We start from the raw sequence: 18,823 nt of genomic DNA, 5'->3' as shown, positions 1-18,823 counted from the left end.
GGGCATCACATCGGGATCACGTAGAGCCTTGTCGACATCATGACCGTTGGGTGTGAACTGGGTCACCGTTCAAAGTCGTTGCCGGTGTCGGCGCCAACCCGTAGGTTCCGTGCGCCCATGCGTACGCGCCGTGACGTGCCGCGCGCCCATCCACCCCGGGAGCCATCCCCTATGAGGCAACCGCCTCCCCGCACCCGACCGCGGCTCGCCGCGGCGGTGTGCGGACTCCTCACCGGCGCACTCGCGTGCACCCTCCTCACCTCACCCGCCCTCGCCGCGGCCGCGCCCCACAACCGCACCGACACACCGCCGAGCGCGGGGACACCGGCCGCCCTTGAGGCCGCGCAGACGTCCGCGATCGAGCAGGCCAAGCGCACGGGGCAGCCCGTGGCCGTGCCGGAGTCCACGACGACGACGGACACCGTCACCGCCCAGCCGAACGGAACGCTGACGCTCAAGCGCACCGTCGAGCCCTCCCGGACGAAGAAGACCGGGGCCTGGCGCGAGCTCGACCCCACGCTCGCCCGGGCCTCTGACGGGACCGTGCGCCCTACGAGCACCACCGCCGACCTGGCCTTCGGCGGAGGCGGCACGAATCTGCTCGCGTCGATGACCCACGACGGGCACAAGCTCGCCTTCACCTGGCCCACCGCACTCCCCCAGCCGGTCCTCGGCGGGAAGGGCGCGCTCTATCCGTCCGTACTGCCCGACGTCGACCTCAAGGTCACCGCGACCGAACAGGGCGGGTTCTCGCACACCCTGATCGTCAAGAACGCGCAGGCGGCGAGCAATCCCCAACTCGCCACGCTCAGGCTCGGGATGACCACCGACGGCGTCACCGTCACCGAGGCCGCCGACGGCTCCCTGGCCGCCACCGCGGCGGACGGGTCGGTCGCGTTCCGCGCGGGCGCGCCGATCATGTGGGACTCGCGCACCACGCCGAAGCCGAGCGCGAGCAGGTCCGGGTCCGCGCCTTCGGGCACCGACGCGGCCGCCGCCGGGGCGATACCCGAGAGTGAACTCGTGTCCACGGCCGACGCACCGGGGGCTCTCGCCACGACCGCGCCCGTGGACACCACGCTGACGGCGGGGGCTCTCACGCTGGCCGCCGACCGGGGCGTGCTCGCCTCGCCGGACACGGTGTTCCCCCTCTACATCGATCCGGGCTGGGCTCCGATCCAGAAGTCGAACGCCGGAAAGTGGAACTGGGTCTGGAACGCGCATCCCGACACGCCCGGTTTCACCAGCCAGACGTACAAGCCCGGGGTCGGCTATCAGGGCTTCGAGCCCGAGAAGGGCATCGAGCGGACGTACTACAGCGTCGCGCTCAACCTGCCCGGCCGGCAGATCCTGGACGCCAAGTTCTACGCCACCCAGGTCACCTCCTCCGCGTGGGACTGCGCGAACACCGCCACCCACCCCGTGTATCTGCACCAGGTCACCAACACGCTCACCGAGCAGACCACCTGGAACACCAAGCCCGGCGACTGGGGACTGTGGTCCACCGCCCAGGTCCCCAACTCCAACACCACCGGCCAATGCGGCACCCGCCTGGCCGACTTCTCCATCACCCCGCAGGTCGCCGAACGCGCCGACGAGGAGATCCTCACCTTCGGGCTCTTCGGCAACGAGAGCAACGCCTCCGCGTTCAAGCGCTTCTCCAAGGTCGCGGCCGACACCTACCTCACCGTCACCTACAACACCAAGCCCGACAACCCCTCCAACCTGCGGATGACGCCCGAACCGGTCAACGGCGACGGAGGCGACAACTGCGGCTACATCGGCGCCCACAACGGGGTGACCCTGTACGCCACCCTCGGCGACGCGGACGACGAGCAGACCCTGGACGCGCAGTTCCACGTCCGCGAGGTCGGCAACGGCAACCCCCTGGTGTGGGACAGCGGCTGGATATCCGACGGCCCCAACGGCCACGAGGCCCCGGCCCAAGTCCCGGCCGGCGTCTTCCAGAACGCGAAGACCTACACCTGGGGCGTCCACAGCGGCGATCACAACACCGACTCCGAATCCGACTGGGTCGACGGGTGCACCTTCACCATCGACAAGACAGCGCCCGCGCCCCCGACCATCACCAGCACCGACTTCCCCGTGAACGGGAGCGGGAAGCCCGTCGGCGAGAGCGGCACCTTCACGGTCACCACCACCGCCGCCACCGACACCCAGTCCGGCGTCGACGCCATCGAATACTCCCTCGACGCCACCATCCCCGTGGGCGGCGCCCCACGCGCCACCAAGACGAGCGAGGCCGGCGGCGTCACCACCTGGACGATCACCGGCCTGAGCATCTCCGACTGGCGCACCCACCGCCTGTACGCGCAGACCGTCGACCGCGCCACGAACCGCTCACTGCCGGCCGTCTACGAGTTCTACGTCGCCAGCGATCCCACCCGCACCGTCGAGCTCGGCGACATCACCGGCGACCACCGCCCCGACCTGGTCACCGTCGACGACAGCGGCACGCTGCGCATGTACGGCTCAGACACCGACCCCGCCACCGGCGGAAAGGTCGTCTCCCCCGCCCTGCACGGCCCCGCGATCGCCGCCGGGAAATCCACCTGGTCCGGGGCGCTGGTCACCCACCGCGGCGGCGCGGGCCTCCCGCGGGACAACCTCTTCGCCTACGGCAACGAACGCCTGTACCTCTACCTCAACAACGGCGCCGACACCAACGGCTACTACTTCACCGCAGGCGCCCGCCGCAAGACGATCCTGCGTCCCTCCGTCAACCTGTGCGTGGACCCGACGGCACCGCTGACCAAGTGCGCCACCACCACCTACGCTCCCGACTGGAAACAGGTCAAGCAGATCCTGGCCACCGGCAACGTCGACCCCAAGGTCGACGGGACGGACGCCTCCCGTCTGGATCTGCTCACCGTCGAGCGCAACGACACCGACCCCGCGAACCCGATCACCCGGCTGTGGCTCTTCCACGGCGACAACGGCAACGGCCTCGAACGAGCCACACTCCTGGGAACCACGGGATGGGACAAGCTCGACCTCATCGCCCCCGGCGACGTCACCGGCGACGGCCTGCCCGACCTGTGGGCCCGCGACCGCGACACCGGACTCCTCTACCAATACGCCTCCAAGCGCAACCCCGACAACAGCGTCGACGTCGCCGCCCTGGGCAACCACGCCACCCGCACCCTCCTGGGCACCGGCACAGGCGTACACATCGACAAGACCGCCTACCCCGAACTGCGTTCCGAAGGCGACCTCGACGGCGACGGCAAGGTCGACCTGTGGGCCCGCGCCGGCGACGGCCGCCTCTACCTCTTCCTCGGCAAGACCCCCGACCTCGACGGCAGCGCCTTCTCCCCCGCCACCCTCATCAGCGACACCCTCACGCCCTGGACCGAATGCCACGACGTGACCTCCGGCACCAACCCCGCCACCACGATCGCGCTGTGCGGACCCATCTGGGCCAAATACAACCTGCTCCGCACCGCCAACGCGATCGGCCTGCCCCTGACCGGCGTCCTGAGCGAACCCGACAGCGTCGGCAAGTACGCGAACTTCCAGCACAGCACCGGCGGCACCACCGCACACGCGTCCATCCACTGGACACCCGACACCGGCGCCTGGTCCATCGAAGGCGACATCCGCGAGAAGTGGCTCGCCGACGGCGGCACCGCCGGTCCCCTGGGCTACCCCGTCTCCGACGTGAGCCAGGTCAAGGACGGCGCCGGCACCCCGATCGGCTACATCTCCCACCTCACCGGCACCCCCTCCACCGGGGCCGCCGCCATCACCGACGGCAACAACACCGGCGTCCACGAACTCCACGGCAACATCCACGCCCGCTGGCAGGCCACCGGAGGCGTCCGCGGACCCCTCGGATTCCCCTCCACCGACGAAACGCCCACCCCGGGCGGAGGCGGCCTCTACAACCACTTCCGCACCCCCGGCGCCGACACCGACACCGGATCCGTGTACTTCAGCTGGGACACCGGGACCTGGGCGCTGTACGGCGCCATCCGCGAACGCTGGGCAGCCCTGGGATACGAGAACGGCTACCTCGGATACCCCACCGGCAACGAGTACGACTTCCTCGGCGGCCGCCGCCAGGACTTCCAGCACGGCTACGTCCACTGGATCCCCGGCACCACCACCGACACCCCCTACGCACCCCACCGTGACATCGCCACCGCCGACCTCACCGGCGACGGCCGCACCGACGTCGTCACCATCGACGACAGCGGCTCGCTGTGGCTGCACGCCACCAACCCCGACGGCACCCTCAGGCCCCCCACGGGGCTGTGGCCCGACGCCGGGTGGCAGGGCATGGCCGCCATCACCGCCGGCAACTTCAACGGCGACGCCCACGACGACCTCGTCGGCCTCAGCATGAACGGCTACCTGTGGCTGTACGCCGGCCACGGCGACGGCACCCTCGCCCCCGGCGTCCCCCTGTGGCCCGACAACGGCTGGCAAGGCATGGGCGCCATCACCGGCGGCGACTTCAACAACGACGGCAAAAGCGACATCGCCGCCATCTGGGACGACGGCAGCCTCATGCTCTACCCCGGCGACGGCAACACCCACCTCGGCCCCGCCATCTCCATGTGGCCCGACCAAACCTGGAAGGGCATGCGCCTGACCGCCGGAGGCGACTTCAACACCGACGGCAAAGCCGACCTCGTCGCCGTCAGCGGCGCCGGAAACCTCTACCTCTACACCGGACGCGGCACCACCACCAACGGCGCCGCCCTCAACCCCGCCATCCCCCTATGGCCCAACAACAGCTGGAGCACCATCCGCGACATCACCGCCGGCAACCTCGACGACAACCCCCACGCCGACCTCATCGCCATCTGGGACGACGGCACCCTCCACACCTACCCCAACCTCACCCCATAACGGCTCAAGCCTGTAGCGACACCACCTCACACCGCGGCCCCTCACCCACACCGGGTGCGGGGCCGCGGTACGACCACCGACAAACGACGAACAGCTGTGTGGGGGCTGCCGACACCGGGGCGGCCACGCGCACACCGACCACCGGCGCGGAAACGGCCGAGCATGTCCACGCACCGCAGAACGCGGCAGCCGGACGAGACAGCAAGCACGGGCGAAACCGCAGACCCTTGAGGACACCCCCCGAGGACACCGAACGCCGGCGGCCCCGACCACGACGCGCCGGCCCCGCGGCCGGTCGGCTCCTCCATCGCGTTCGTCGTCGACAAGGACAGGCAGCTCGTCCTGATCCCGGACCGGTTCGCAAATGTAGGGCGGAGTTCGGATCGGCCAACCGTCCCAGTCACGGGGACAGACGGACCACCTACCGGCCCCCCCAATCCCCACCAGGCGCAGCGACTGTCGCGGCGTCGGCTGCATCGACGCTCTCATGCCCCGGCCGGCCGACCGGGCCTGCGTCCCCGTGCGCGCCTCGCGCTTCTTCGGGCCGATCACCCCACCGGCGAGGCCCTGTTGGTCGGGCCGTAGTCTCTGGCGGTCTCCCGTCGCCGACGCCGCGCCCTCGGGGCGCGGGGGGCGCGAGCGATCGGGAGGGGTCCTGTTGCCGAACTGCTCGGCGCTCGCGCCGTCCCGGGAGTGTTCATGCGCGGAGTTGTCTTGCCTGTCGCGTTGATTGTGACAGCGTGTCTGGCCGGTTGTTCGTCGACCCGTTCGGATGATGTCGCGTCGTCCGACGGTGCCAGGCCCACGGCCTCGGGGCAGCATCCGACGGCCGCCGGTGCCCCGTCCGTGGCCACCTCTGCGGGGGCGACCGCGAACCCGCCGTCCGGCATGGCGACGGGCTCGACGACCCAGGCGCGTGATACCCCGGCCGGAAGTCTCCGGAAGGCCCTCGAAACCGTGCGGGCCGCACGCTCGTTCCGGCTGGTCGTCACCGTCCGGCGGCCGGGCGAACCCACCCACGTCGAGGACAACCGCATCGTCCGCGGCGCGGGCGCCCGCATCAAGAAGGCCGACGGGGACACCGTCACGGAGGAGACGGTGTACATCGGCGGCAACGTCTACCGACGCGCGAACACGGGAACATGGGAACAGGGCACGGTCCGAGAGGATTCCGAGCCCGCGAGCAACCTGCTCTACCGGAACACGTCCTCCCTGCTCGGGGAACTGTACGACGCCACGGCCGAGCCGGACCACTTCACCTCGATCGAGCCGCTGACCATCGACGGAACGGCATGCGTCGCACTGGCCGAACCCGACGGCACCCGCATCTACCTCACACCCGGCGAACACGCCCACCCGCGCCGCCTCGTAGTGAACTCGAGCGGCGCCACCGTCATCTGGGACTTCACCGAACTCGACACCCACATCGACCTCACCCCACCGACCCCCACCCACCCCACGACCCCACGGTGACGACGGCGAACACCTCGGCTGCCTTCGTAACTCCACGGGCAGCGCATAGGCCGGAGAGGGCCGGCAAGTCGTCGAACGGGTCTGCGTCGTGTCCACGGACGTGGCGAACTCGCACCGCCGGGCCGCGCAGCCGGATCAGGTTCGGGCATCGCCGGACCCGGTGGGCGAGGCGGCGTGCCACCATGTCGCTGCGAGACGCCCACGCACCCGCCTGGCGCGCGTGGGCCGAATCCTCCGGGTGAAACCCGCAGCCCGACCGAGTACCGGAAACCGCGTTCGGGAGGACGTCACCTCCGCCGACGAAAACCGCGGCGGGTCAGGTCGTACCCGCCACCGTCATCCCCGAACTGCTCGCCGACGACACCGAGAACTTCCCCCCGTAAGCGCACCGCACGCCCCACCACGACACGGCCGTTCACGAGCTGGGATGACCTGCAGACATGAGTCGAAGGTCAGTTCGGTTTCCCGCGAGCGGAATGATCGTTACCCGTAGGGGCGAGGCGTCGGGGATCGGCCTCGCCTCTGAGCGTGACTACGGGCTCGGCTCGGCCTCGCCGAGGGAGGCGATCGTGGATATCAGCTCGTGGAGCGTCGTGACCGTGGCCATGGGGAGTTCGTCGAGTTCCCCGCGGTCGAGCGCGACCGCGTAGATCGTCTCCAGCGTTGCGGCCAGTGGACGCAGGTCGTCACGTACCGGTCCGGGGTCCAGTGATTCCACGGTGTACTCGATGTCGTCGACGAGCCGACGGAGGGAAATCTTTCCCTCTCGGAACTCGGCCACGCTCTCCCGGATGTAGCCCAAGCGCGCCTGATGTGTCGCCACTTCACGGTTCTTCGGTCTCGTGATCGTCCGGGCGGTTCGGTCCGGACACGCTCACGATATGTCTCGGAGCCTGCCGTTTCCGGGCCGGCTGACCGCAGGACCGGGCCCTGAACATGCCGTCTTGTCTGAGGGTAGGGCAGGGGATGGCAGCCGCAGCATGCCCGGACGTTGACGTCGGGGCACGGCTGGATCGTCGCGGAGTTCCTCGACGTCGGGCACAGCCGTTCGCTCCCGTGGGCGCGACGTCCCGACGCCGCCGCCCTGCTCGCCGCGCGATCCAGCACCTGATCACCACTCACCTGGTCGATGAGGACGGCGACGCTGCCATTGCGCCGCGTTCCAGACCACGCACCGGCCCGCGAATCCGTTCGGCGCGCCGCTGTGGACGCTGGGCGGCAACCACCGCTTCGCCCTTGCCGTTCCGAGGGCGGCCGGTGCGTCACCGGCGTGGTGACGACCGTTGTCTGGGCGGACCAAAACAAGGACCTCGTCACGCCGGCGGCCGACAGCCAAGGCGGCAACGAAGTAACGGGACGGGACACACTACGCGAACGCCGAGCCCCGGACCCGGCAGCGCGGAGTGGCTGCGTTTGGTGGCTGGTGATTGGACAGGTGGGAGGGGGTGCCGGCATGATCCCGAGGTTGTCAGTGCTACGACCGGGATGGGCATGGAGCCTCTGCAGTACGACGATCCTCGTCGGGTCGGGCCTTTCCATCTTGTGGGACGTCTGGGCGCCGGCGGCATGGGCCGAGTGTATCTGGGGCGCGAGCCCGGCGGGCGGGCCGTTGCGGTCAAGGTCGTACGGTCGGACGTGCTCGATGAAGAAGGCATCTTCCGCCGCCGTTTCGCCCGCGAGATCGCGGCCGCGCGGGCGGTCCGCAGTCCGTTCACGGTGCCGGTGGTGGCGGCGGATCCGGAGGCGGGTACACCGTGGCTGGCCAGCGCGTACCTGCCCGGTGTCACGCTCGCGCAGGCGGTCGCCGCGCACGGGGCCCTGCCGGTGCGGACGCTGCGGCATCTCGCGGGCGGGATCGCGGTCGCCCTCGACGACATTCACGGCGCGGGGCTGGTGCACCGCGATCTGAAGCCGTCGAACGTGCTGCTGACGGTGGACGGCCCCCGGGTGATCGACTTCGGCATCGCACTGCTGTCCGGCGCGACCACGCTCACGCGCACCGAGCAGACCGTGGGATCGCTCGGGTTCATGTCGCCCGAGCAGTTCGAGAGTGCCGATGTCGGGCCGGCGAGCGACGTCTTCTCGTGCGGCGTCGTCCTGGCGTACGCGGCATCCGCCCGGCTGCCCTTCGGGGAGGGACCACTCGCGGTCCTAGTCGCCAACATCACCATGCGGGACCCGGATCTCGAAGGCGTACCGGGGGAGTTCACGGAACTGGTCCGGGCCTGCCTGGCCAAACGACCCGAGGACCGGCCGAGCCCGCGCGAGCTTCTGGCAGGGCTGGACAACTGGGCCGAGGCGACACGGGAACATCTCGACGAGGCATGGCTGCCCGGCGACGTCGTCCACCACATGGTGCGCATCGCCACGAGCGTGCTGGGTGCGGACGGGGCGACCGCCCCCGTCGCATCGGGCACCGCGACGAACTCCAACCCTTGGCTGCGCGCCGCCGCAGACCTACGCTTGCCCACCGCCGACGTCCCGGCCGACAGTGGCCGCCACCCGAGGATTCCGCCGCCGCCGCGGAACGCGACCCCGACCGGCCACGGTCACGGCCCGCAACCAGGGCACGCCCCGGAACCGGCCGACCGGATCATCAGCCGCGAGGGCGGTTTCGTCGTCGGCGCGCTGAGCCGGGTACGGAGTCGCCGCGGCGTCCTCGCCGGCTGCGTCGCGGTGGCCGCCGCCGCGGCTTTGTGCGTTTTCGCGGTACTCAGGACAAACGACGCCGCGACGAATCACCCTTCAACGAACGCCGGGCCATTCACAGGCCCGACGCAACTGCCGACCGGCGCACCCTCGGAAACCGGCACGCCGATGGAACAAATGGCCAAGACCCTGGACCGGCTGCTGCCGCCGGGCACCGGCCGTGTGGAGATCGACCCCCTGGGCAACGCTTATGCGAACACCCACGCCTTCGTGATCATCGCGGACGAACACCAATTCCACGTGATGCTCCGGCTCGACACCAAACGGGAACGCCCGGCACCGGACGACGTCAAGTGCGACAACACCGCGACGCCGGCCGACCCCCATCGGGCTCCCTGCGTGACCGGGGTGCTGCCCACCGGGGAGAAGGCCAGGGTGTACCGCATGGAGGGATCCAGCGCCGATATCGCCGTCCACGACATCCCGCATGTGTATCTGTGGCATAACGACCGCGATATAGAACTGTCGATCTGGCCGGACGCCCGGACCCCGAAAGTGGTCCCGGTCCCGCTGTCCGACCAGCAACTCCTGGCCATGGTCGGAGACGCCACATTCCTCTCCCTCACCCAAAAGATCCCCAACAAGACAGCAGACGAGGACTCCTGACGAGCTCGTGCACGGTTGGCGGTGACGCGTCGAGTACTGCGGTCCGGTCGGTTTCACATCTGCCCGGCGCGATCGGTCGTTGCTGGTGGGAGAGCAGGCCGGCGACGGCTTGGATCATGTCTCTGCCACGTTCGCGACGGCCGAGGTGTCGGGCGAGTGACCGCCGGTTCCTCAGGTGTGCGATGCCGTCTCGACCGGTATCCGGCGTGAAAGAGCGTTTTGTCCTGCGGATCGTGTTTGCTTCCGGGTTCAGGTGCCGCGCCAGTTCGGGGTCGATTCGCGGGTGAGTCGTCGGCTCACGAGGTCGATCATCGTCCGTCATGCCCTGGTGTGGTTGGAGCGCGGTGAGACGCCACCGGTCCGCATCGCGGTTGTGCCGCTTCAGAGCACGCCTTACAGCTCGTCCGAGATGACTCAACTCCATGCGTGGGCAGGGATGTTGCCGGGCCGACGCCGTCTGGACGCGCTTGCGTTGATGGCGTTGGCCGCCGGCTGCGGAGTTCCGCACGACATGGATCGTCGAGTTGATGCGTGATCACATCGACCCGGTCGTGATCGCGTACGCGGCCGGGATGACGTCGACGGCGGCACTGGGCCCGCTACCAACGCTTCGTCCCACCCATGGAACCCGCCCGCCGGACGGCCCTGTTGCAAGGGCACCGTCCGTGATAGGCCGCCCGCGCGACGCGGGCAGGGCCAAGCGGCTTCGCCCCGCACCGTGTTCCGACGCCCCGAGACGAGTACCGGACTCCAAGGTCGGCCAGTTCCTGGCGCTGCTGGAGCGCTCCGAAGTCCCCGGCTTCCTCGACGAGTTGTCGCGGGGACGGCCGGGACCGTCCGGGATCCGGCCGCGGACCGTCTTGGTCGGTCTCATGTTGGCGGCCCACTACACCGGACGCGCCACCGTCGCCGACGCCTGGTGGATCCTCGACTTCTGCCTCGGCCCAAGGCCCGCGAATGGCTGGGACTGCCCGAGCACACACCGCACGACGCCCACACGAGGATCGCGGCGAGCCGCAGGCTCTACCGGGCCCTGGACCGCGTCACCACCGCGGGCGCCGCGAGCGCCCGCCACCGTTCGCGACCCCGCCTCGCGCCCGACGGCGGCTCTCGACCTGAGCGACCGGCGACAACGGGCGGCCCACCCGGCCGCCCGCCCCACCGTGGTCCTCCCCGAGAGCGAAAGCGCGCGGCCACCCGCAATCGAGGGTCTGCCGACGATCTGCCGGCAGACCACGATGACGGTCCACGCGGACGCCGCCATCCCCAAATACCGGCAGGACTTTCCCTACCTCTCGCCGACCTGGGACGCCACCTACAAACCGATCCGCAGCCACAACGAAGGCATGAACGGGCAGCTCAAAGGCGTCCGCATCGACATCGGGAACAAGAAACACCGGCCCGTGCGCGGACGCGTCGCCCAGCACCTCCTGGTCGCGATCCTGCTGATGATCGCCAACCTCGACACGCTCGGCCGTTGGCTCGACCGGAACACCGATCCGACGGACCTCGACCACCACCACCACGACGACGCGATGAACACGGGACGACCCGACTGGGCCCTACTCGTCGACGGCAGACCACCGCCACACATCGACTGACCCGGCCCACGAACCACACACCGGCGACCAGCCCCGACGCCCACCGGCCTCAAGGTCCACACGCACGCCCGCGACAGCGGCACGAACAACGCCAGCACCCACGAGCACCCGCCCCAGCCGGTCTCGGAGCCCTCAACAAGCCCCTGAACGCCGAAATCCCGCCCACCCTCACGGGCTGAACGGGATCTCGTCAATTCAACTCAGGCCATCTCAAGAACGGCCCACGACACAGGCCCCGGTGGATCGCGTCCTGAACCGGCGGCGCACAGCGTTCGGCGCAGGGGCCTGCGGGTCACGTACAGGGGCGCCCTCGCCGTCGCGGCCACTCCCGACAGGTCCCGGCGCCTCCGTCACGGACCCGGGCCACGACGCGACGCCCCGGGGACCCCTGTCCTTCGGCTCCGACCACTTGTGAGTACGGGCCCGCCAACCGCCTCCACAGCCGGAGCAAACGACCTCAAACGGTCAAATCGCCACACGCCGTGGACCGGGTCGAACCCCGCCACATGGTCGACTCGCTCCGGCGGTTTTTGACCAAGGCGCCACCGCTGCGACAGGGCCGACAACTCGACGGTCACCATGGCCCCGGAGACGGTGCCGACGACACCGATCCAGTGAGGGCTCTCACCGATCAGGTGCTCCATCGCCGCACCGTCCGGCTCCGGCACTCGCACCGAGGAAACGCCACCGACATCGGTCAGCGCGGAACCGACCAGCAGGGCCAACAGCCGACCCAGGATCGATGCCGGCAGGGCCGGATCCGTCGACTCGATCGCCACATGGCAGTCGTCGTGCCCGGAAAACCAGAGCCGCGAGCCTTCGAGACCCGGCAGGACCGGCTCGCCGCCGGCGGCGGTGCCGACAACCAGAGCGATCTCGTCGAGCTGCGCCGGAGTCGGCACCGTCGGAACGTCGACCAGCGACAGCTCGTAGGGCGACCAGCTCCCGTCCAGGAGTCGGGGCAGGCACTCTCGGCGCAGCACCAGAAGCTCCTCGCCGAGCCCGCAGGTACCGGAGGCCCACTTGCCGAGTCGGTGGACTGTGCAGTCGACCCCCTGCTCCGCCGCGATCAGGGACGGCCGCCGTTGCCGGAAGTCCTCGTGCAGGAAGCTGTTCGTCGCCAGATCCACGACGACGACCGTGTCGTGTGCCTTGCGGACGAGTACATCCACCAACTCGCCGACCTGAGCCGCCGCCGCGTCGACCATCCACGACCCGTCGGCCTCACGGACGCTCAAGCTCAACGGGAAGGACAGGCTCTGCAGCCCGACACCGTTGACGCTGAAGGCCCCGTGGCGCTCCACTTCGATCACTACCGCATCCCCCGCAAGCACCGCACGCCTCTCCGAACCGGAACCCCGGGGCGCGGATGGCATCTGACGTGGCGCGCCCCCGGGCTCCGCCGCCGGGCACGGGTCGGGGAAGTGCGACGGCCCATCCCGCGCGGATCACTCCGCGGACCACCGTCGTACACGCTCACGAGCCACCCGGCGACACGCGCCACACGACTTCGGCCACGGCCACACGCGGACCGGCCGCGGCTTCCAGTAGTGCCGGTAGGCGGCCACCGACCCGGCATCCATTCCACACAGCGTCGTGGCACCGTCGTGTGCGTGCTCCACCCGGGCCGACCGCAACGGATGTTCCGCGGGCACCGAACACGCGGCCCACCGCTGCCCGATCACCGGCAACGGCGGACGACGGAACCCGCCCCCCCTCCAGACACACGTACGACGCGTCGCAGAAGCCACACCCCACGACGAGGAGTACCGGCCTGCCGTCCCGCCCGAGCGGCGCTCCACCCACGGGAAGATCCGCATCGCACATGTCACACCGAGACATCCTCACGCTTCCCGTGAACAAGGTCCGAACCACTCGACACCGCGCAAAACCTACAACATCCCCGGCATCCACTCCCGAGCCCGCGCAGCGGGCACAGCCGCAGAACGATCAGAACGGAGGGTCGTCCGCGCATCCGCCGGCCCAGGGATCGACGGGGACGTCGTCGGAAGTCGTCAGGTCCGACGGGTCGTGCCCCCACGCCCGCAGGCCCCGGATCGCCTGACGCCGGTGGGCGGGGTCGCCGCCGGCGGCAAGGAGTTCGCGGGCGAGCGGGACCAGTTCGAGGCGGTGCCCGGCCAGGGCCGGGTCCTCCACCAGGGAAACGGCGACGGCAAGCGCGGCATCGCGCACGTCCTGGTCGCCGTCGCGCAGGAACACGGCCACCGCGCGGAAGAACACCGGGCGCAGGGCCCGCAAGGCCTCCGACTCGGGGTGGGTTTCGGAGCCGAATCGGCGGATGGCCTCCACGCACGCGTCGTCGACGTCGAGCGCGAGGGAGCACAGCCAGTCCAACAACGCCGCACGGAACGGGAGTTCGCGCGACTCGGGTGGCCGACCTCGTTCGAGGTCGTACGCGCCGACCGCGAGGGTGCGCGGGTCGGACAGGATCGAGGCGACGTACAGGGCCGCGGGTGGCGTGGCGGGGTAGACGCTGTTCTGGTGGCGAACCGGCTCCAGACCACGCTCCAAGGCCTCGGCACGGATCGCGGGATCGGGATCCAGAAGCGCGACCAACGCAGCGGGAATGTCCTCGGCGGAGCCCCTGGCGTCGTCCAGAGCCGCCCAGTCGGTGCCGCACAGCAGCGCCTCGGGCTCGGGCAGGCAGGCCGCGATCGACCGGTCCGGGTGGTCACTTCCGATGGTCACCGACAGGCCCGCTCCGCGGCCCCACCACCACACCCAACGGGCCGAACCGGCATCGACCCGCAGCCGCATCGACTCAGCCCTCGGCCAGCCACCATAGCCCGCCTTGGACATCACCGAGAAAGCCCCGGCAAGCAGCCTGAACGCCTTTCTGCGGCCCTCATGCATGATCCCGCGACCAACCCACCATCGGGCCGGCCGACACCACACAACGCACTCCCCGGCACCGACGCCCCGACCACAACCGAGCCCGAAAGTCGTGAGGAAAACAGGACAGGAAAAATCGACAGGAAACCGAGAGGCACCGCACGAACCGCCGCACCCGCGACACCGGTTCGGCTTCAACCGCGCCAAGACCCGCCGACCGGGCGTTCCAGGCCTCACCCGCCGGGGCAGCCGTCGGCAAGGACGCGGGGCAGGAATGACACGAACGGCCGCCGAGCACGGTTCCGAGCACGAACACACAGCCCGCCACAGGGAATTCTCAATCGCGTTGCACGGCCTTCTCAAACCCTGCGACACCGCAGGTCAACCGACCCATCGCCGAAAGGCACGCCCACCACCACAGCCCGAAATCCCAGGTCGCCAAGCACAGGCCAACATTCCCAATCGGCGCCGCACCCCAGGCCAGAGCACCGCACCCCGAACCCGCCATTGAGAAGGCGCAGCCGATAGCGCAACGCCCCGGGCAGGGGCGGGGCCGCCGCAGGAGTGGGAGCCCGAGGAATTGGTTCCCCTTCCGGGCGTTGCCCAGGAGGACCGAGGGCGGTCGCGGAACTCCACAGACGAGGCGACCCCGACCGGAGCGCCTGCGCCATCCGAGTCCCGAAACGGGCTTACAGCCCCCGCCAGTTCGTGAACACGTGCCGCTCGTTCGCCTCGAACCCGGCGCTGAACGGATTCACCTCGCCGGTCAGGACCGCCATGAGGAACGACGCCATACCGCCGTCGAAGACCGGCCAGCGGTTCGTCCCGTACGGTGCCTGCCTCCGGAAGACGACCACCCGCCAGTCGTCGGGAGCGCCCTCGCACAGCCAGAACGCCACATCGCCGTGCATCGAGTCCACGAAGGGCAGCAATGGCGGAAGGTCACCCCCCGCCCCGAGGGCGCGGAAGTCCTCGTCCTGGTCCGGGTCCGGGAGAGCGGGATTGATTCTGTCCAAGACGTCCCCGTACGGCGACCCTGGGGCCGGAGGCGTCTTGACGGACAGGTACTCGTCGATCTCGCCGCCGCCGTACGTCTCCACGAACTCGCGGTAGTCGTCCGGGAATCGCAGGAGTGTCTCCCGCTCGATCGCTCCCCAGTCCACGGCGTCGCCCCCGGAGACGGGCGGTGGCAGCAACAGCCGCCGCAGCCGAGCAACATCGGGGTGCGACATTCGGAATTCCCCTTCGGGTATAAGCGTGCGGACAGACTCCCCGGCCGGTGAAACCTTGTACCGGTACCGCGTTCGGACGCGGTGGCCAGGTTTCCTTTCAGCCGCCGGCAGTGTAAACGCAGACCATGACAGACCCCGGGCGGCGGTGTTGTTGGCGGGAGTCCTCAACGAAGTGCGGCCGTCGGAACACCGGCTTCCTCCAGGAGCACGGAAACCGCGTCACCGTGACGCCGAAAAAAACGGCATTCCGATGACGCGGGCACGACGTTCTGGCAAAAAGCCGGACAACGGGCGGCGCAAGGGGAAGTTGCAGGACACCGACCTGCGGAACGTCGTTTCCATGACGCCGAACAACCGCACCGGAACGACACAGCCAGGCCTTACACAAACCATGACCAGGCACGACCTGTTACACGACCGACGACACATTCATGCGGCCACCACGACACCCAACAGCAACTTCACAGCCGGAGCCGAGGCGGCTGAAGGCCCAGCGCAGCCTCCTGGTCGACGCGGGCGCGGCCAGTGCGCTCGAGAGCGGTGTAGGCGACGTGCTGGTCCGCGTAGGACGACGTCCGCCGCTCACAGTCCAAGTCAGGCGTGGCGGGCGGCGAGCCGGTCGAAGAAGTCCGCGAGGCGGCGGCGGTTGCCGGGGGTGTCCGTGAGTTCGGCGCCACCGAAGCGGTAGACCTCGTATCCACGCAGTTTCAGTTCCCGGTCCTCGGCCACCATGGCCGCGTACTCGACGGGATCGGCGTAGCCGTCGGCGGCGGAGTAGTGCTGCTTGCCGTCGACCTCGATGACGACACGGGCTTGTCCGGGGAACAGGAGCAGGAAATCCATGCGTTGGCGCCGCAGCGGGCCGGTTCCAGGTGCGTGGTCGCGTCGGGTGTAGGGGTCGTAGTGCAGGTAGATCTGCGGAAGCAGCGCGGGGATGCCGGGGCCGAGGCGGTCGTAGCGGTCCATGTAGGTGTCGAGGAGGCGTAGTTCCGCGCCGTTGCCGGCGAGTGAGCTTTGCAGGCGTCGGCGGAGGCCGCGGTCGGTGGCGTGGGTCGGGGCGTCGGTCGTGTGCTCGCGGTCGGCCCACCAGGCGGTGAGGTCGCCCCAGGTCAGGCCGTGGGCGGGGATGGGATTGTCGTAGACCAGGCAGAACTCTGCGTTCTTGTCGATCCGGATGTCGTTGTTGAGGGCGTCGGCGAACACCAGGGTGGGCTTGGGGCCGTTGCACGCGAAGATCAGGTTCTTCACGTTGCCGGGGACACCGGTGCCGATGGTGCGGTGGGAGAAGATCGGGGCGTCGCTGATGGCGTCCACTTGGACGAGTTCGTAGCCGTCGGGTGCGAGGCATTCGTTGAACTTGGCGTGCAGACGCTGTACTTCGTGCTCGTCGGTGCGAACTTCGGGGTGCAGGGTCTCGGCGAGGAACCGCAGGACTGCGGTGTCGTCGTGGGCCAGGCCGAAGCGCGCGTTCCCGAAGAGCCACTTCACGTCGTAGTCGCAGTTGTTGATGTAGTGCTGCCACAGGTCGCCTGCGGCGGTGGCGTACCGGGGGTCGTCGCTGGGCATCCGGTCCAGGTCGTACAGGCGGGAGAGGAACTCCACCTCGTCGAGGACACCGCACCATTGTTCCCCGATGGCGTCGCGTAGGCGCCGGCGGGTGATGTGTGTGATTCGCTCGGCAGCCATGGCTTGCGTTCCTTCCGCAGTCCCCCTGTGAGGGCATCAGCCTGGCATCTCGTGGTCTCACCCGCCCCGAGAACGGGGCAGGAGGCGTGTGTGCGGCGGCCGCCGGTGCGCGTGTGCTGGTTTGCATGTGTGACGTCGGACCGGCGTGTCAGGGTACGACGGTGGAGCTGAACGAGTTGTTGTCGGCGTTCGACCGTGCGGCTGCGAACCTGGCGAAGCTGGAGGGGGTCTGGGAGCGTGCCGAGCCGTTCATCCCCGACGGCCCGGCGCGCGGCACCGACCCGGTGTACGACGACCTGTGCCGGGCGTGGCGTGATCTGCTGGTCGGGCTGCCCCCGATCGACGGGTGGACGGTGACGTTCGAGCTTCCGGACATCGATGCGGTCGGGCAGATGTTCCTCGACTACGCCGAGATCGGCGAACTCCCCGACTCCGCATGGGAGCTGGCCGGAGCGGCGGGCAGGGAGTTGGCCGAGTACCGGTATCGGCTGCACCGGGCCCGCAGGCGAGCGATCCGAGAGCGGCTGCGGGACCTGACAGGCTTGGTCGACACCGCGCTGGCGCAGGTCGTCGCAAGTGCCCCGCCCTCGGACCATGATCAGTGCGCCGGGTCGCGTGTGACGGGGCCGCATGTCGAGCGAGTGGTCGATGCGGTGCGGGAGATTGAGCGCCTGGTGGGTGACACGATGGAGCGCCGCGGCGCCTGGGCGGACCTGCACCGCTCCTTGGACAACGGGCGGTGGCTCGACTGGCTCCTGATCGCCGACGCCTTGTGGCCGGGCGTCCGTGAGGGCATCGCCGACGCGGTGTTGACGGACATCGATCCGCTGCCGGTCCCGGACATCGACCTGGGCGAGGCGGCGACCGGCCACATCACCGGAGCGGCGACCGCGGCACTGGCGTGGAAGCACCTGGACGACGACGGTTTCGAGAGACTGTTGTACGACCTGCTGCGCAGCTTTCCCGCGCATGAGAACGTCCAGTGGCTGACCCACACGCGGGCGCCCGATCGAGGCCGTGACCTGTCGCTGGACCGCGTGTTGAGCGATGCCACCGGGGGCGTGCGCCGCGAGAGGGTCATCGTGCAGGCCAAGCACTGGCTCACCCGCTCCGTGGACGTCACGGCCCTGGCCGGGACCGTCGCCGCGGTCAAACTGTGGGAGCCGCCGATCGTCCGGGGGCTGATCATCGTCACGAGCGGACGGTTCTCCGCGGACGCGGTCAACTGGGCGGAGCAGCACAACGACAAAGGCACAGCCCCGCTCATCGAACTGTGGCCGGAGAACCGCTTGGAAACGTTGCTGGCCCGGCGACCGTACCTCGCCGCCGCCCACGGCCTGCGCTAGCCGATACGTCAAGGTCGCCGAGCCGGACCGGCGGTCACGTGGGGCGTTCGGCCGTGTCGGCGGCGATCTTTCGGCGCGGGCGATAGTCGCAGTGGTGCCCTGTCGTAGACCTCTCTCCTCCGTGTTCGCGCCGCCGCGCAACATGTCGGCGGATGTACCACCCACCCGGTACTCGATCGGCGGGACGCTACCGGCGCGGTCGTTGCCCAGCGCTTCAATATCGGGTAGTCGCCCCGCTGTCCGATCCCGTGTGAACCGTGCGTCGCGTCCTCACCGCCACCGGACCGCGGGCGCGAGATCCTCGCGTGTGAAGACGTTATACAGGACGCTGTCGGAACCAACCGTAGTGTCGCCGGCGAGTCCCAGGCAGGCTGTCTTCGGCGGCGGCCACGTGCATAAGTACGACGATGGCCGCAGACTTCTCTGCGCCGATGGGATC

Annotated in this window: 10 protein-coding genes; 5 read left to right on the top strand and 5 right to left on the bottom strand. The window is 69.5% G+C overall.

The genetic code is table 11. The features are described 5' to 3' along the window. Positions 1-171: 171 nt before the first annotated feature. Positions 172-4,878, top strand: coding sequence for an FG-GAP-like repeat-containing protein (locus OG928_RS46855; protein WP_331768121.1), 4,707 nt, complete (start codon positions 172-174; stop codon positions 4,876-4,878). Between the two features lie 957 nt (positions 4,879-5,835). Further along, positions 5,836-6,351, top strand: coding sequence for a hypothetical protein (locus OG928_RS46850; protein WP_331768120.1), 516 nt, complete (start codon positions 5,836-5,838; stop codon positions 6,349-6,351). 532 nt (positions 6,352-6,883) lie between these two features. On the opposite strand, the gene OG928_RS46845 is transcribed toward OG928_RS46850, so the two are convergent. Next, on the bottom strand, positions 6,884-7,174 hold the full coding sequence (locus OG928_RS46845) for a hypothetical protein (protein WP_331768119.1): 291 nt from the start codon (positions 7,172-7,174) through the stop codon (positions 6,884-6,886). 662 nt (positions 7,175-7,836) lie between these two features. On the opposite strand from OG928_RS46845, the gene OG928_RS46840 reads away from it, so the two are divergent. Then, entirely contained in the window at positions 7,837-9,666 is a 1,830-nt protein-coding gene (locus OG928_RS46840; RefSeq protein WP_331768118.1) for a serine/threonine-protein kinase, read from the top strand. A gap of 527 nt (positions 9,667-10,193) precedes the next feature. Beyond that, complete coding sequence (locus OG928_RS46835) at positions 10,194-11,267, top strand: hypothetical protein (RefSeq protein WP_331768117.1); 1,074 nt, start codon at positions 10,194-10,196, stop codon at positions 11,265-11,267. 350 nt (positions 11,268-11,617) lie between these two features. On the opposite strand, the gene OG928_RS46830 is transcribed toward OG928_RS46835, so the two are convergent. The 4 genes from OG928_RS46830 to OG928_RS46815 all read right to left on the bottom strand — a co-directional run bounded on the left by OG928_RS46830 (position 11,618) and on the right by OG928_RS46815 (position 17,038). Beyond that, positions 11,618-12,580: a hypothetical protein gene (locus OG928_RS46830; protein ID WP_331768116.1), complete on the bottom strand. Its 963-nt coding sequence runs from the start codon at positions 12,578-12,580 to the stop codon at positions 11,618-11,620. 637 nt (positions 12,581-13,217) lie between these two features. Beyond that, the gene (locus OG928_RS46825; RefSeq protein WP_406292034.1) at positions 13,218-13,976 is read right to left on the bottom strand and encodes a hypothetical protein; all 759 of its coding nucleotides are present in this window, start codon (positions 13,974-13,976) and stop codon (positions 13,218-13,220) included. Positions 13,977-14,809: 833 nt separating this feature from the next. Continuing rightward, positions 14,810-15,352, bottom strand: a complete 543-nt coding sequence (locus tag OG928_RS46820) for an SMI1/KNR4 family protein (protein ID WP_331768114.1) — start codon at positions 15,350-15,352, stop codon at positions 14,810-14,812. A gap of 594 nt (positions 15,353-15,946) precedes the next feature. Beyond that, on the bottom strand, positions 15,947-17,038 hold the full coding sequence (locus OG928_RS46815; RefSeq protein ID WP_331768113.1) for a hypothetical protein: 1,092 nt from the start codon (positions 17,036-17,038) through the stop codon (positions 15,947-15,949). Positions 17,039-17,199: 161 nt separating this feature from the next. On the opposite strand from OG928_RS46815, the gene OG928_RS46810 reads away from it, so the two are divergent. Continuing rightward, on the top strand, positions 17,200-18,384 hold the full coding sequence (locus tag OG928_RS46810; RefSeq protein WP_331768112.1) for a restriction endonuclease: 1,185 nt from the start codon (positions 17,200-17,202) through the stop codon (positions 18,382-18,384). Positions 18,385-18,823 lie beyond the last annotated feature (439 nt).

Origin of the sequence: Embleya sp. NBC_00896, assembly GCF_045207785.1 — a bacterium.
Classification (GTDB): Bacteria; Actinomycetota; Actinomycetes; order Streptomycetales; family Streptomycetaceae; genus Embleya.
Note: the sequence above shows the minus strand (reverse complement) of the source record. Positions and strands in the feature narration are given on the sequence as shown.